The following is a 14,927-nucleotide window of genomic DNA, read 5'->3' as shown; positions in this document are numbered from 1 at the left end:
GAAACCAAACGCCGCATTGGCGGTCGCAAGAATTCAGCTAAATCATTGAAATAAGGAGGCGTCATGCCTTGGAAGCTCGCGTCATTGGGTACTGTGCTGGCTGCTGCCATGCTGGTCGGTTGCAGCACGGCCACCACCGAGCCGACTGACCCAGCCACTACCACGGAGTCAGGTCATAGCCGTTGCGAGGCCAAAGCGGCCGAATTCACCATCGGCAAGCAGGCGTCGCCTGAGCTGCTGGAGCAGGCACGTACCCGTGCCGGCGCGCAGAACGCACGGTTCCTGCAGCCTAACGACATGATCACGCTGGAATACCGCTCCGACCGCCTGAACCTCAACACCGATGCCAATCGGGTCGTCACCCGCGTCAACTGCGGCTGATCGATCAGGCTTATGTGTCGCCCATAAAAAACCCCGTCACATGGACGGGGTTTTTTTAGTGCGCCTGGAAATTACTCTGGGCGAACTTGAGCAGCTTGCATACCCTTTTGGCCTTTCTCAGCCACGAAGGAAACAGTCTGGCCTTCTTTCAGGCTTTTGAAACCGTCGCTTTCGATAGCTTTGAAGTGTACGAACAGGTCGTCACCGCCACCTTGAGGAGTGATGAAGCCGAAGCCTTTTTCATCGTTGAACCATTTAACGGTGCCGGTTTGGCGATTAGACATGGTGTATCTCCAAGAAACATATATTTTCAGTAGTACTGTGCTGCTCAGGCCAACTGGGCACACCCGAGTATCATAGTCGAAATGTTCGCTTTGGGAGCCCCCCACAGCGGTTGTTTGCCCTACAGTCGCACATTCTTTGTTCGCTTGTGGGGCTGAAAGCCCCGGTTTATAAGGCTTTCAGCCGAAAGTGAAGGCAATAAAAAAAGCTGTAAAACCTGAATAAATTGTAGGAAAGGGGCTGATTGGGCGGCTTTTTACCGGCAAATCAAGGTTCGAAAGCGCTGGGAAGGGGTCATTTCGCCTCTTTGCTGGTGGCCTTGCATTTAGCAATTTTGTCCAGGGCCGCTTTCTTCAGATCATCACTTGCGGTGTTGTTCATCAAAGCCTGAATATCGCTGGCCGGGTACGACTTGATAGCGTCGGCGCCACAGGCGCAGTGAGATTTCGCGGCCGGCGTGCCAATCTTCTCCGCGGCCGCAGGCACGCACTGCGCCATGTATTTCTGCCGCTCGCCCTTGGGCCAGTCCGCATGGGCGGCCAGGGGCAGCAGGAGAACGACAGGGGCGATGACTGCGAACAAACGATTCAGACGCATGCTGGGATGCTCCTTGTGGGTCAATGTCTTGTTATCTGAGGGGTAAAGCGCGGTTCAAGTTCAGCACTCTGGCATAAAACAGCGGATTTGCCCCGCCAGAAAACCTCTTCACCGCCACGACCGTTCATCTGTGCTAGCATGCCTGGCTCGGGTGTTCGCAGGCGCCGGTCGACCTTCAGTCCCGGCCGCGGCAGATGCCCGAATAACCCTGATTTGAATCCCAGTCACTCTGGTTCGATTTCCCGGTTGGCCGCAAGGCTCCTGCCGCTGTAAGGCAGGCGTTCGTCATTGAATGGCCTGGATCGGATCTTGTACTGGCTCATCCCAACCCACGTGACCTTTGGTAGGGGTCACCACTAGGAGAGGAGGCGCCATGCCAACTATTACTCTTCCCGACGGCAGTCAACGTTCATTCGATCACCCGGTTTCCGTAGCCGAGGTCGCCGCATCCATCGGTGCCGGCCTGGCCAAGGCCACCGTAGCGGGCAAGGTCGACGGCAAGCTGGTCGACGCCAGCGACACCATCAGCAGCGACGCCACGCTGCAAATCATCACGCCAAAGGATGAAGAGGGGCTGGAGATCATTCGCCACTCTTGCGCCCACCTGGTCGGTCACGCAGTGAAGCAACTGTACCCGACGGCCAAGATGGTCATCGGTCCGGTCATTGACGAAGGCTTCTATTACGACATCGCCTTCGAGCGTCCATTCACCCCGGACGACCTGGCCGCCATCGAACAGCGCATGCAGCAGCTGATCGAAAAAGATTACGACGTGATCAAGAAAGTCACTCCGCGCGCCGAAGTGATCGAAGTGTTCAAGGCCCGCGGCGAAGACTACAAGCTGCGCCTGGTCGAGGACATGCCGAACGAGCAGGCCATGGGCCTGTACTATCACGAAGAATACGTCGACATGTGCCGCGGTCCGCACGTGCCGAACACCCGCTTCCTGAAATCCTTCAAGCTGACTAAATTGTCCGGCGCCTACTGGCGTGGCGATGCCAAGAACGAGCAATTGCAGCGCGTCTACGGCACCGCATGGGCTGACAAGAAGCAGCTGGCGGCCTACATCCAGCGCATCGAAGAAGCCGAGAAGCGCGACCACCGCAAGATCGGCAAGCGTCTGGGCCTGTTCCACACCCAGGAAGAGTCGCCGGGCATGGTGTTCTGGCACCCGAACGGCTGGACCCTGTACCAGGTGCTCGAGCAGTACATGCGCAAGGTGCAGCGCGACAACGGTTACCTGGAGATCAAGACTCCACAGGTCGTTGACCGCAGCCTGTGGGAGAAATCCGGGCACTGGGCCAACTACGCCGACAACATGTTCACCACCCAGTCGGAAAACCGCGACTACGCGATCAAGCCAATGAACTGCCCTTGCCACGTGCAGGTGTTCAACCAGGGCCTGAAAAGCTACCGCGAGTTGCCGATGCGCCTGGCCGAATTCGGTGCCTGCCACCGTAACGAGCCATCGGGTGCGCTGCACGGCATCATGCGCGTACGTGCGTTCACTCAGGACGACGCCCACATCTTCTGCACCGAAGAGCAGATGCAGGCCGAATCCGCGGCATTCATCAAGCTGACCATGGACGTCTACGCCGATTTCGGCTTTAAAGACGTCGAGATGAAGCTGTCCACTCGTCCGGAAAAGCGCGTCGGTTCCGACGAGCTGTGGGATCGCGCTGAAGCTGCATTGGCTGCAGCCCTTGATAGTGCTGGCTTGCCGTACGATCTGCAGCCGGGTGAAGGTGCGTTCTACGGTCCGAAGATCGAGTTCTCGCTAAAAGATTGCCTTGGCCGTGTCTGGCAATGTGGTACCCTGCAGCTCGATTTTAACCTGCCTGTCCGTCTGGGTGCCGAATTCGTCTCCGAAGACAACAGCCGCAAGCATCCGGTGATGTTGCATCGGGCGATCCTGGGCTCCTTCGAACGTTTCGTCGGAATCCTGATCGAGCACTACGAGGGTGCATTCCCTGCGTGGCTGGCTCCGACCCAGGCAGTGATCATGAATATCACTGACAAGCAGGCAGATTTTGCCGCCGAAGTGGAAAAAACTCTCAACGAAAGCGGGTTTCGTGCCAAGTCTGACTTGAGAAATGAAAAAATCGGCTTTAAAATCCGCGAGCATACTTTGCTCAAGGTTCCTTATCTCTTGGTTATCGGAGATCGGGAAGTCGAGATGCAGACTGTCGCTGTGCGTACTCGTGAAGGTGCTGACCTGGGCTCGATGCCCGTCGCCCAGTTCGCTGAGTTCCTCGCGCAAGCGGTTTCCCGGCGTGGTCGCCAAGATTCGGAGTAATTATTATTAAGCGTGAAATGAGACAAGATAAACGAACTGCACCGAAAGCCCCGATCAACGAGAATATCTCGGCACGCGAGGTTCGGTTAATTGGGGCTGAAGGTGAACAGCTCGGGATTGTGTCAATTGAAGACGCGCTTCTTAAGGCTGAAGAGGCCAAACTGGATCTGGTGGAGATTTCCGCCGATGCAGTACCACCTGTTTGCAAACTGATGGACTACGGCAAATCGATCTTCGAGAAGAAGAAGCAGATTGCTGCGGCCAAGAAAAACCAGAAGCAGATCCAGGTTAAAGAAATCAAGTTTCGTCCAGGGACGGAGGAAGGGGATTACCAGGTAAAACTGCGCAACCTGGTACGTTTCCTGAGTGACGGGGACAGGGCCAAGGTATCCTTGCGATTCCGCGGCCGTGAGATGGCCCACCAGGAGCTGGGGATGGAACTCCTCAAGCGAGTTGAAGGTGACTTGCTCGAGTACGGTTCGGTCGAACAGCATCCTAAGATGGAAGGACGCCAGCTGATCATGGTCATCGCCCCGAAAAAGAAGAAGTAATCAACAGGGCACGGCAGGCCTTCTGATTATGTTTATCAACTGAATGCGGAGTATCCGAACATGCCAAAAATGAAGACCAAAAGTGGTGCTGCTAAGCGGTTTCTGAAAACTGCTAACGGTATCAAGCACAAGCACGCTTTCAAGAGCCACATCCTGACCAAAATGTCGACCAAGCGTAAGCGTCAACTGCGCGGTAGCAGCTTGCTGCATCCGTCTGACGTGGCAAAAGTCGAGCGCATGCTGCGCCTTCGTTAATTTTAGTCAAGAATAGAGGAAGTAACTCATGGCTCGTGTAAAGCGTGGCGTCATTGCCCGTAAGCGTCACAAAAAAATTCTGAAACTTGCTAAAGGCTACTACGGCGCACGCTCCCGCGTATTCCGTGTTGCCAAGCAAGCGGTAATCAAGGCAGGCCAATACGCCTACCGTGACCGTCGTCAGAAAAAACGTCAGTTCCGCGCTCTGTGGATCGCTCGTATCAACGCTGGTGCTCGTATCAACGGTCTGTCCTACAGCCGTTTCATCGCCGGCCTGAAAAAAGCGTCCATCGAGATCGACCGTAAGGTTCTGGCTGATCTGGCAGTGAACGAAAAAGCGGCGTTTGCTGCGATTGTCGAGAAAGCTAAAGCCACCTTGGCTTAAGTACCCCCGACAGTCACCCGGCCTCACCTCCGTGGGGCCAGGTGTTAAACGTCATAAATAGGGGAAGAGCCTTCAAGCTCTTCCCCTATTTTGTATCTGGAGTCTGTACATGGAAAACCTGGATGCGCTCGTCTCTCAAGCACTAGAGGCTGTGCAAAGCGCTGAAGATATCAATGCCCTGGAGCAAATCCGGGTTCACTACCTTGGCAAGAAGGGCGAGTTGACTCAGGTGATGAAGACCCTGGGGAATTTGCCGGCAGAAGAGCGTCCGCAAGTCGGCGCCCTGATCAACGTTGCCAAGGAGCGTGTCACAGAGGTTCTCAATGCCCGCAAGGCACTGTTTGAAGAGGCCGACCTGGCCGCCAAACTGTCTGCCGAGTCCATTGACGTGACCCTGCCTGGCCGCGGCCAGACCTCGGGTGGCCTGCATCCGGTTACGCGCACTCTGGAACGTATCGAACAGTTCTTCACCCATATCGGCTACGGCATTGCCGAAGGCCCTGAGGTCGAAGACGACTACCACAACTTCGAGGCACTCAACATCCCAGGCCATCACCCGGCCCGGTCGATGCATGACACCTTCTATTTCAACGCCAACATGTTGCTGCGCACCCATACCTCGCCGGTACAGGTCCGCACCATGGAGTCGAAACAGCCGCCGATCCGCATCGTCTGCCCAGGCCGTGTGTACCGAAGCGACTCGGATATCACCCACTCGCCGATGTTCCACCAGGTCGAAGGCCTGCTGGTCGATCGCGACATCAATTTCGCCGATCTCAAAGGCACCATCGAAGAATTCCTGCGGGTGTTCTTCGAAAAAGAACTGGCCGTGCGTTTCCGTCCTTCCTACTTCCCGTTCACCGAGCCATCGGCCGAAGTCGACATGGAATGCGTGATGTGCAGCGGTAAAGGCTGCCGCGTCTGCAAGCAGACCGGCTGGCTGGAAGTGATGGGCTGCGGCATGGTTCACCCGAACGTGCTGCGCATGTCCGGGATCGACCCGGAAGAGTTTTCGGGCTTCGCCTTCGGCATGGGCGTCGAGCGCCTGGCCATGCTGCGTTACGGCGTGAACGACTTGCGTCTGTTCTTCGACAACGACTTGCGGTTCCTCGCGCAATTTCGCTAGTCGTAACGAATTCTTAGGAGAGCAGGATGAAATTCAGTGAACAATGGCTGCGTGGCTGGGTAAGCCCGCAGGTAAGTCGCGACGAGCTGGTTGCCCGTCTGTCGATGGCCGGTCTTGAGGTCGATAGCGTTACGCAGGCCGCCGGTGAATTCAGTGGCGTCATCGTGGGCGAGGTGCTGAGCACCGAACAGCACCCGGACGCCGACAAACTGCGCGTTTGCCAGGTCAGCAACGGCTCGGAAACTTTCCAGGTGGTGTGCGGCGCGCCAAACGTGCGCCCGGGCCTGAAGATCCCGTTCGCCACCATCGGTGCCGAACTGCCGGGCGACTTCAAGATCAAGAAAGCCAAGCTGCGGGGCGTCGAGTCCAACGGCATGCTGTGCTCGCAAGCCGAGCTGCAAGTGGGCGAAGGCAACGACGGCCTGATGGAATTGCCGGCCGATGCGCCGGTTGGTCAGGACATTCGTGAATACCTGAAACTGGACGATGCCAGCATCGAGGTCGACCTGACCCCGAACCGTGGCGACTGCCTGTCCCTGGCCGGTCTGGCCCGCGAAGTCGGTGCGCTGTATGCCGCTGAAGTCACCCGTCCGGTGGTACCTGCCGTGCCTGCCGTGCACGACGAAGTGCGTTCGATCGAAGTCCTGGCGCCGGCTGCCTGCCCGCGTTACCTGGGCCGAGTGATTCGCAACGTCGACCTGACCAAGCCAACGCCGCTGTGGATGGTTGAACGCCTGCGTCGTGGCGACGTGCGCAGCATCGACGCTGCCGTCGACATCACCAACTATGTAATGCTGGAGCTGGGTCAACCGCTGCACGCCTTCGATCTTGCCGAAATCAATGGCGGCATCCGCGTGCGCATGGCGGAAGAAGGCGAGAAGCTGGTACTGCTCGACGGTCAGGAAGTCAGCCTGCGTAGCGATACGCTGGTGATCGCCGACCACACCCGCGCCCTGGCCATCGCCGGCGTCATGGGTGGCGAGCACAGCGGTGTGAACACCGCGACCACCCGCGACATCTTCCTCGAAAGCGCGTTCTTCGATCAGATCGCCGTCGCTGGCAAGGCCCGTTCCTATGGCCTGCACACCGATGCCTCGCACCGCTACGAGCGTGGCGTGGACTGGCAACTGGCCCGTGAAGCCATGGAGCGCGCCACTGGCCTGCTGCTGGAAATCACCGGTGGCGAAGCCGGCCCGATCATCGAGACCGTCAGCGAACAACACCTGCCGAAGATTGCCCCGGTCACCCTGCGTGCCCAGCGCATCACCCAGATGCTGGGCATGGAAATGGATTCGGCCGAAGTCGAGCGCCTGCTCAACGGCTTGGGCCTGACCGTTTCTGCCGATGGGGCAGGGCAGTGGCGCGTAGAAGTGCCAAGCCATCGCTTCGACATCAGCCTGGAAGTCGACCTGATCGAAGAGCTGGCCCGCCTATACGGCTACAACCGCCTGCCGGTTCGTTACCCGCAAGCGCGCCTGGCGCCGCAAGCCAAGGCTGAGGCCCGTAGCGACCTGCCTGAACTGCGTCGACTGCTGGTCGCCCGTGGTTACCAGGAAGCGATCACCTACAGCTTCATCGATCCAAAACAGTTCGAACTGTTCAATCCAGGTGTCGAGCCGTTGCTGCTGGCCAACCCGATCTCGAACGACATGGCCGCCATGCGCTCGTCCCTGTGGCCAGGCCTGGTCAAGGCGCTTCAGCACAACCTGAACCGTCAGCAGGATCGCGTTCGCCTGTTCGAAAGCGGCCTGCGTTTCGTCGGCCAATTGGAAGGCCTGAAGCAAGAGCCGATGCTGGCCGGTGTCGTCTGCGGCAGCCGCCTGCCGGAAGGCTGGGCACAGGGTCGCGATACCGTCGACTTCTTCGACGTCAAGGCTGACGTGGAAGCGGTGCTGGGCTTTGCCGGTGCGCTGGATGCCTTCACTTTCGTGCCGGGCAAACACCCTGCGTTGCACCCGGGTCAAACCGCGCGCATCGAGCGAGAAGGTCGTCTGGTCGGTTTCGTCGGCGCCATCCACCCGGAACTGTCGAAAACCCTGGGTCTGGACCGTCCAGTCTTCGTTTTCGAGCTGGTCCTGGCGGAAGTGGCCTCGGGTAAAATGCCTAAATTCCACGAGTTGTCGCGCTTTCCTGAAGTGCGTCGTGACCTTGCATTGATTGCTCACAAAGATGTTGCGGCCGCGGCAGTACTGGACGTAATCCGTGAAAATGCAGGCGAATGGCTGACAGACCTCAGGCTATTTGACGTGTATCAGGGTAAAGGCATTGATCCTGATAGAAAAAGCCTTGCAGTTGGCTTGACCTGGCAGCATCCATCGCGCACTCTTAATGACGATGAGGTGAATTCCACGACGCAAAATATCCTCACCTCGCTCGAACAAAGGTTGGACGCCACGTTAAGGAAGTGACGTATGGGGGCTTTGACGAAAGCTGAGATGGCGGAACGTCTGTATGAAGAGCTGGGCCTGAACAAGCGGGAAGCCAAGGAATTGGTCGAACTGTTTTTCGAGGAAATCAGGCACGCTCTCGAAGACAACGAGCAGGTCAAATTGTCCGGTTTCGGCAATTTCGACCTTCGGGACAAACGCCAGCGGCCTGGCCGCAACCCGAAAACGGGGGAAGAAATCCCGATCACGGCTCGCCGTGTGGTCACCTTTCGTCCAGGGCAGAAGTTGAAGGCCCGAGTTGAGGCTTATGCTGGAACCAAGTCATAACGACGAGCTTCCCGTCATCCCAGGCAAACGCTACTTCACCATTGGTGAAGTCAGCGAGCTGTGTGCGGTAAAACCACACGTGCTGCGCTACTGGGAGCAGGAGTTTCCTCAACTCAACCCCGTCAAACGCCGCGGAAACCGCCGGTATTATCAGCGCCAGGACGTGCTGATGATCCGGCAGATCCGCGCGCTGCTGTACGATCAGGGTTTCACCATTGGCGGCGCACGCCTGCGCCTGTCCGGCGATGAAGCCAAAGACGACACCACCCAGTACAAACAGATGATCCGGCAGATGATTGCCGAGCTCGAAGATGTCCTGGTTGTCCTCAAGAAATAAATTTCTGCTTTTAAATACTTCCAGTTTTCAAAAGCTTGCGATATATTCTTGAGCGTTCCTCGAGGTGAGGAACAAGATACACGCCTAGTCGGGGCGTAGCGCAGTCCGGTAGCGCACTAGCATGGGGTGCTAGGGGTCGAGTGTTCGAATCACTCCGTCCCGACCATATTTCCTGAGTAAAATCAGACACTTAAGCCGATCATCTAGGTCGGCTTTTTTGTGCCTGCGCGAAACCCGCGCAAAACTCGCCGGTGATTTCGCTGACATTCAGGTCCCGATTTGCCTCGGCCCCCAGATGGCCTCCTCGTGGTCGCGCTGGTAGTTTTTGGTCATGCCCTCGCTCGCATGATCTGCGCGTGGATCGTTGGATTGGTGATGTAATCCAGGCAGTAATTGGCGTTGTCTCCAATCAGGCGCCCCAAGTGGGGGGACCGTTCGTCGGCGCTCGCGCACGATCAACAAATTGCCAAGTCGATGAAGTAGCCCAAAAAAAAGACAGGTTCTTATGCGACCACTAATCCTCGATTTGCCGAATGGGCGTGAGCTCGCAAATGAACTTGATCTTGCAATCGGGCAGATGATGGCCATCCCGGTCGAACTAATCGGTGGCACAGAGTGGCTGGCGGCTTCCACCAGGCAGCAGCAAGCCTTCCAAAAATGGCGAGAGTATCTTCAGCTCATGGCTGATGGGCGAGTAAGTGTCGAGTCGTTAAGGGTCGCCTGATTTATGGCCCGTTGTAGATGGGCGGCGCTGACTGCAAATGAAAAAGCCCGACACTTGGTCGGGCTTCTCAATCACGTAGCCAATTCCCTTTGGCTGACTGCATTGTGCCGGGCAAATATGACGTTGCCGTGACGGGAGTGCGCATATCAGGTGCAGGCCAGATTTTCGACGACGCAAGGTAAACGCAGATTCTCAATGGAGAACTCGGCGACTCTCGCCAATCCTGATCCGGTCAAGCGCCCGGTTCAATGCATCCAAGGCATCAAGAAGGGCTTTCGCCTCAGCTTCCCGGCCATCTCCCCACAGTCTTTCCGCCATCTTGTTCAGGGCCTGGATAGACCTTTCAATGTCTGCAGCGGTTGCTGCGGGTGAGTCTGTCTGCCGATTCTTTGGCATTGTTAAAAGTGCTCAAGTGCTCGAGCGACAATGCCGACGATCCGGCATTGTCGGCGCTCATCTCAGTGGGAAAAATAGTGGAAACAGGATATCAAGCGACGGCCTAGTGCGTCTGAATATTGACTGAGGAGCAGGGCACGCCTATACAGGTGCCCTTTACAGTTTAGCCAACGCAGGAAATGTAAATGAGTGACGAGATCGATATTCCTGAGCCCGAGCACGACCATCTGCTCGATCATGAATTCCACGATGAAGAACCTTGGGTGGAAGAAGACGCCCAAGGCATTCTTGACGATGACGACGAGGAGCAGGATGACCTCGACTATCTTGATTCTATTGATCAAGAGGACCAGGACGACCTCCATCACCCAAAGGCTGATGAAGATCGAGGGCTCTGAGCAGAACCCTCGCTTCAAATCCCTCAACCGCTTAGTTGGCGGTCTTCAGCTGCCCTTGCGCGCTCGATCCGGTGCGCGCAATCACGGTCAGGATCGACAGGGCAGCAATCACCAACCCTGGTGAGGTCGCCAGCAGCACGCCAGTGGTGCCTGCACCGGCTGCGAGGATCTGCCCGGCGGCCAAGGGGCCTGCCACCGAGCCCAGGCGGCCGATGGCCACGGCGGCGCCGACACCGGTGGCGCGCACTGCGGTTGGGTAGGACGGTGGCGCCAGGGCGTAGAGCACCAGTTGCGCAGCCATGACGAACAACCCGGCGGCAAACCCGGCGATCGCCATCGGTACGATACCCACCGCGAGGCCGACCCCGGCCAGCGCCGTCAGCAACCCGGCATACACGAACAGCACTACCTTGACGCCGTTGCAACGGTCCAGGAGCAGGCCGCCGAGCAGCGAGCCGAGGGCGCCGCCGATGTTGAACAGCATTTGCACCATGCCCGCCTGGGGTTTGCTGAAGCCCTGTTCCAGCAGTAACGAAGGCAGCCAGTTGAGCAGCATGTACATCACGGTCAGGGTGAAGAAGTAGCTCAGCCACAAGGCCAGTGTGTTGCGTGTGCGACCTTCGCCGAACAGTGCCTGTGCGCTGGAGGGGCGCAGGTTGCCAGTGGCTGAATGTTGCTGGCGGAAGGCGCTGGATTCGGGCAGCAGCAGGGCCATCAGCGGTACGACCAACAAGGGGGCCAGACCGCCGATGATGAAGGTGGTCTGCCAGTGTTCACTGGAAAACATCGCCACCACCGCCGCGAGTGCACCGCCCAGGGGAACTCCGCAATACATGACGCTGATGGCGGTGCCGCGGTTGCGTTCGCTGACGGCTTCGGCGCACAGGGCGATCAGGTTGGGCAGGGCGGCGCCCAGGCCCAGGCCGGTCATGAAGCGCACCAGCAACAGGCTGGAGTAGCTCTCGACGTAGGCTGTGCAAAGGGAAAACACGCCAAACAGCAGCACGGCACTGACGAGGATTTTCTTGCGGCCGATGCGATCGGCGATCCAGCCGCCAAAAAATGCTCCGGGCAGCAGGCCGATGATCCCGGCGCTGAACACCCAACCCATCATCTTCGGGTCCAGGGCAAAACTCTGGCGCAGCCCGGCGGCAGCGGTGCCGGCGGCCTGCAGATCGAAACCCTCGATCAGCGCAACGATAAAGCACAAAGCGATTGTCAGCGTCGAACGACGCGATGGGCTGTCCATGGGTGAAACCTCATTGTTGTTTTTGTTGTGCAATCGTGTCGTCCATCGCACGGGGGCGCGGAAGATGACTGCCGATGAATAAGATAACAAAGATAACTAAAAAATGAACTGCCTCATGAAAATCCGAAAAATCAGCCGATAAGGCTTATAAATCAATTACTAAGATCAAGATGAAGCGGCTCACTTGAAAATAGATAATAATATTAATGTTCGATTATCGGTCATTTGCCGTTGACAGCTGTCATCGGCTGTTTCCATTCTCTGTTCGCGAAGCCGGCTGCAATGCGCTCCCCCGGCAGCACAAACAACAATAAAAAATGGAAATCGAACATGCCAAATCTCCCCACGCACGACGTTGCGACGGCGTCAGCCACCTGTGTGCCCGGTATCAACCGAGGGTTGGTCCTGGCGCTGCTCGGCTTGAGCGTCCTGCCCACCCAGCTTCGCGCCGCTGGTTTTATCGAAGACAGTCACGGCACCTTGACCCTGCGAAATTACTACCTGGACCGTCAATACAAGGACGATGGCGCCAAGACCGCCGCGCAGGAGTGGGCCCAGGGTTTCATCATGAACATGGAGTCTGGGTTTACCGAAGGGCCGCTGGGTTTCGGCCTGGACGTTCGCGGGCTGCTGGGGGTCAAGCTCGACTCCGCGCCGGATCGCAGCGGCACCGAGTTGCTGCCGGTGTCGGCCAGTGACAATCGTGCGGCGGATGAGTACTCGCGCCTGGCCCCGACCGCCAAGCTGCGTTTTGCCCAGACCACGGTGAAGTCCGGGGACGTGTCAATCTTCCTGCCGTTTGCCTTTGCCAGCCCCTCGCGATTGCTGCCACAGACCTTTCGCGGCACCACCCTCAGTTCCAGGGACTTCGATGGCCTGACGCTGAACACCGGGTACATCGATCGCATCGACAAGCGCAATTCCACCAACTATGAGGCGATGACCATCGCTTCGCCCAACCGGCGCTTCAACGCCACTGCCACGACTTCGCACATGGCCTACCTGGGGGGCGATTATCAGGTCAGCAAGACGCTGAGCCTGCGGGCCTACCACGCGGAAGTGGCCGACTTGTACCAACAGGACACCTTTGCCTTGCTGCATGACCTGCCCCTGGGCGGCGGGACATTGACCAGCGACCTGCGCAGTTTCTTCAGTCGCGAGGATGGCAGCGCCAAGGGCGGTGAAGTGGATAACCGCAACGTCTCGGGGCTGTTCAGCTACCGTTACGGCGGACACAAGTTGGGCATCGGCTATATGCATTCCAGTGGCGACTCGGCGACGCCCTACATCTCCGGGACAGAGTTGATGGGGATGAGTGAGCTGACCATGGCGTCGGACTTTCTCAACGCCAAGGAGCGCACGTGGCAGGCCATCTATGACTACGACTTCGTCGCGTCCGGAGTGCCCGGGCTGAGGGGGCGGTTGCGTTATTTGCGTGGTGACAATATCGAGCTGGCAGCCTTCAACGCCGAGGACCGCAAGGAGCGCGAGTTCCAGATGGAACTGGGTTACGTGGTGCAGAGCGGTCCGCTGAAAAACGTCGCACTGGTGGCGCGCAAGGCGATCTACCGCAACGATTTCCCGAGTGGCGCGGCATTTCGCGATGAAAACCAGACCCGCTTCCTGGTGACCTACACCTTGCCGATCTGGTAACCGCCTGCAAGCTTCTCACCGGCACGCCCCTTGGGGGGCGTGCGTCACTCCTGATAAATCTTCTTCAGCAGTCGCAGCAGCTCTTCGCGTTCCTGGGTGTCCAGCGCCGCGGTGGCGTCCAGGTCGCTTTGCGCGGCGATCTGGTTCAGTTCCTTGAGCAGGGTCTCGCCGGTCTTGCTGAGGAAGATCCCATAAGAGCGCTTGTCCGGCTTGCAGCGCACGCGCACCGCCAGCGCCCGGCTTTCCAGTTTGTTGAGCAGCGGCACCACCTGGGGCGGCTCGATGGTCAGTGCCCGGGCCAGATCGGCCTGCATCAGGCCGGGGTTCTGATTGATGATCGCCAGGGCGGAGAACTGGGCGGGTCGCAGATCGTGGGCCGAGAGGCGGCCAATCAGGTTCTGGAACAGCTTGAGTTGTGCGCGGCGCATGGCGTAGCCGATCAGGTCGTTCAAGGCCGAATCGAGTGGTGTCTGCATCTCGGCGTTGTTCGACGGTGCCTCGATCGACTCGGCGAGGGGGGAGGGCTTGGCCATTGCGGGTGAGTCCTGGGGATTTTGGGTTAACAAGACTATCTATTTTGCCGGCGTTGACCGGTGATTGCTATGGCCAAAATCGCTGGCGTTCGGACAGCAGGGCGCTGCGCAGCGGGAAACTGGTTAATTTTATTAATAGTTAATTGACATAACTAATTCGCCGGTTTAATTTCCAGTCATCTTCAAACCAAGAACAAGAGAGCATCGTCATGAGCAATTACGAAGGTCGCTGGACAACGGTCAAAGTGGAAATCGAGGAAGGCATCGCGTGGGTCATCCTCAACCGCCCGGAAAAACGCAACGCCATGAGCCCGACCCTGAATCGCGAGATGATCGATGTCCTGGAAACCCTCGAGCAGGATCCGGACGCCGGTGTCCTGGTGCTGACCGGTGCGGGCGAAGCCTGGACGGCGGGCATGGATCTCAAGGAGTACTTCCGCGAAGTGGACGCCGGCCCGGAGATCCTTCAGGAAAAAATCCGTCGCGAAGCCTCGCAATGGCAGTGGAAACTGTTGCGCATGTACGCCAAGCCGACCATTGCCATGGTCAACGGCTGGTGCTTCGGCGGCGGCTTCAGCCCCCTGGTGGCCTGTGACCTGGCGATCTGCGCCGACGAAGCGACGTTTGGCCTGTCGGAAATCAACTGGGGTATCCCGCCGGGCAACCTGGTCAGCAAGGCCATGGCCGACACCGTGGGCCATCGCCAGTCGCTGTACTACATCATGACCGGCAAGACCTTTGGCGGGCAGAAAGCCGCCGAGATGGGCCTGGTCAATGAAAGCGTCCCGTTGGCGCAACTGCGTGAAGTCACCGTGGAGCTGGCGCGTAACCTGCTGGAGAAAAACCCGGTGGTGCTGCGTGCGGCCAAGCATGGTTTCAAACGTTGCCGCGAACTGACGTGGGAGCAGAACGAGGACTACCTGTACGCCAAGCTCGATCAGTCGCGCCTGCTCGACACCGAAGGCGGCCGTGAGCAGGGCATGAAACAATTCCTCGACGACAAGAGCATCAAGCCCGGCCTGCAAGCGTACAAACGCTGAGGTTCTGCGG

Annotated in this window: 17 protein-coding genes and 1 tRNA gene; 13 read left to right on the top strand and 5 right to left on the bottom strand. The window is 58.1% G+C overall.

The features are described from left to right. Nucleotides 1-63: 63 nt before the first annotated feature. Nucleotides 64-381 carry an I78 family peptidase inhibitor gene (locus tag SOP95_RS15505; RefSeq protein ID WP_274076533.1) on the top strand — a complete coding sequence of 106 codons (318 nt, stop codon included), beginning with the start codon at nt 64-66 and terminating at the stop codon, nt 379-381. A gap of 71 nt (nt 382-452) precedes the next feature. Here SOP95_RS15505 and SOP95_RS15500 read toward each other — a convergent pair whose 3' ends face one another. Together SOP95_RS15500 and SOP95_RS15495 are read right to left on the bottom strand one after the other, a co-directional pair. Then, nucleotides 453-665, bottom strand: a complete 213-nt coding sequence (locus SOP95_RS15500) for a cold-shock protein (protein WP_003179963.1) — start codon at nt 663-665, stop codon at nt 453-455. Nucleotides 666-957: 292 nt separating this feature from the next. Continuing rightward, nucleotides 958-1,260 carry a hypothetical protein gene (locus tag SOP95_RS15495; RefSeq protein ID WP_323607504.1) on the bottom strand — a complete coding sequence of 101 codons (303 nt, stop codon included), beginning with the start codon at nt 1,258-1,260 and terminating at the stop codon, nt 958-960. A gap of 373 nt (nt 1,261-1,633) precedes the next feature. Here SOP95_RS15495 and thrS point away from each other — a divergent pair, with 373 nt between their 5' ends. From thrS to SOP95_RS15450, 9 genes are all read left to right on the top strand, one after another. After that, nucleotides 1,634-3,556, top strand: coding sequence for a threonine--tRNA ligase (gene thrS / locus SOP95_RS15490; RefSeq protein WP_046815517.1), 1,923 nt, complete (start codon nt 1,634-1,636; stop codon nt 3,554-3,556). After that, nucleotides 3,556-4,107 (top strand): translation initiation factor IF-3, encoded by a 552-nt coding sequence (gene infC, locus SOP95_RS15485; RefSeq protein ID WP_172435703.1) that lies wholly within the window; start codon nt 3,556-3,558, stop codon nt 4,105-4,107. Before thrS ends, infC begins: the two co-directional genes overlap by 1 nt. A 60-nt stretch (nt 4,108-4,167) precedes the next feature. Then, nucleotides 4,168-4,362 carry a 50S ribosomal protein L35 gene (rpmI, locus tag SOP95_RS15480; protein WP_002553160.1) on the top strand — a complete coding sequence of 65 codons (195 nt, stop codon included), beginning with the start codon at nt 4,168-4,170 and terminating at the stop codon, nt 4,360-4,362. A 28-nt stretch (nt 4,363-4,390) separates the two neighbouring features. Continuing rightward, nucleotides 4,391-4,747 (top strand): 50S ribosomal protein L20, encoded by a 357-nt coding sequence (gene rplT / locus SOP95_RS15475; protein ID WP_007905879.1) that lies wholly within the window; start codon nt 4,391-4,393, stop codon nt 4,745-4,747. A gap of 109 nt (nt 4,748-4,856) precedes the next feature. Then, entirely contained in the window at nt 4,857-5,873 is a 1,017-nt protein-coding gene (pheS, locus tag SOP95_RS15470; protein ID WP_007905876.1) for a phenylalanine--tRNA ligase subunit alpha, read from the top strand. A 26-nt stretch (nt 5,874-5,899) separates the two neighbouring features. Continuing rightward, the gene (gene pheT / locus SOP95_RS15465; protein ID WP_274076531.1) at nt 5,900-8,281 is read left to right on the top strand and encodes a phenylalanine--tRNA ligase subunit beta; all 2,382 of its coding nucleotides are present in this window, start codon (nt 5,900-5,902) and stop codon (nt 8,279-8,281) included. Nucleotides 8,282-8,284: 3 nt separating this feature from the next. After that, nucleotides 8,285-8,587 carry an integration host factor subunit alpha gene (gene ihfA / locus SOP95_RS15460; protein WP_002553164.1) on the top strand — a complete coding sequence of 101 codons (303 nt, stop codon included), beginning with the start codon at nt 8,285-8,287 and terminating at the stop codon, nt 8,585-8,587. Further along, nucleotides 8,568-8,924: a MerR family transcriptional regulator gene (locus tag SOP95_RS15455; RefSeq protein WP_003179985.1), complete on the top strand. Its 357-nt coding sequence runs from the start codon at nt 8,568-8,570 to the stop codon at nt 8,922-8,924. Before ihfA ends, SOP95_RS15455 begins: the two co-directional genes overlap by 20 nt. An 89-nt stretch (nt 8,925-9,013) precedes the next feature. Beyond that, nucleotides 9,014-9,090, top strand: a tRNA-Pro gene (locus SOP95_RS15450). 750 nt (nt 9,091-9,840) lie between these two features. Here SOP95_RS15450 and SOP95_RS15445 read toward each other — a convergent pair. After that, on the bottom strand, nt 9,841-10,044 hold the full coding sequence (locus SOP95_RS15445; protein ID WP_323607503.1) for a hypothetical protein: 204 nt from the start codon (nt 10,042-10,044) through the stop codon (nt 9,841-9,843). Between the two features lie 185 nt (nt 10,045-10,229). On the opposite strand from SOP95_RS15445, the gene SOP95_RS15440 reads away from it, so the two are divergent. After that, nucleotides 10,230-10,442 (top strand): hypothetical protein, encoded by a 213-nt coding sequence (locus SOP95_RS15440; protein WP_323607502.1) that lies wholly within the window; start codon nt 10,230-10,232, stop codon nt 10,440-10,442. A 31-nt stretch (nt 10,443-10,473) separates the two neighbouring features. Here SOP95_RS15440 and mhpT read toward each other — a convergent pair whose 3' ends face one another. Further along, the gene (mhpT, locus tag SOP95_RS15435; protein ID WP_274077377.1) at nt 10,474-11,691 is read right to left on the bottom strand and encodes a 3-(3-hydroxy-phenyl)propionate transporter MhpT; all 1,218 of its coding nucleotides are present in this window, start codon (nt 11,689-11,691) and stop codon (nt 10,474-10,476) included. Nucleotides 11,692-12,021: 330 nt separating this feature from the next. Between mhpT and SOP95_RS15430 the strand changes: the two genes are divergently transcribed. After that, entirely contained in the window at nt 12,022-13,344 is a 1,323-nt protein-coding gene (locus SOP95_RS15430) for an OprD family porin (RefSeq protein ID WP_274077378.1), read from the top strand. A gap of 44 nt (nt 13,345-13,388) precedes the next feature. Here SOP95_RS15430 and SOP95_RS15425 read toward each other — a convergent pair whose 3' ends face one another. After that, entirely contained in the window at nt 13,389-13,877 is a 489-nt protein-coding gene (locus SOP95_RS15425) for a MarR family winged helix-turn-helix transcriptional regulator (RefSeq protein WP_323607501.1), read from the bottom strand. Between the two features lie 209 nt (nt 13,878-14,086). On the opposite strand from SOP95_RS15425, the gene SOP95_RS15420 reads away from it, so the two are divergent. Continuing rightward, nucleotides 14,087-14,917 (top strand): p-hydroxycinnamoyl CoA hydratase/lyase, encoded by an 831-nt coding sequence (locus tag SOP95_RS15420; RefSeq protein ID WP_138965462.1) that lies wholly within the window; start codon nt 14,087-14,089, stop codon nt 14,915-14,917. The last annotated feature ends 10 nt before the right edge of the window (nt 14,918-14,927 follow it).

The sequence above is a fragment of the Pseudomonas sp. YuFO8 genome (genome assembly GCF_035065025.1).
In the GTDB taxonomy this organism is placed as follows: Bacteria; Pseudomonadota; Gammaproteobacteria; order Pseudomonadales; family Pseudomonadaceae; genus Aquipseudomonas; species Aquipseudomonas putida_AE.
This window is presented reverse-complemented; position numbering and strand designations above follow the sequence as displayed.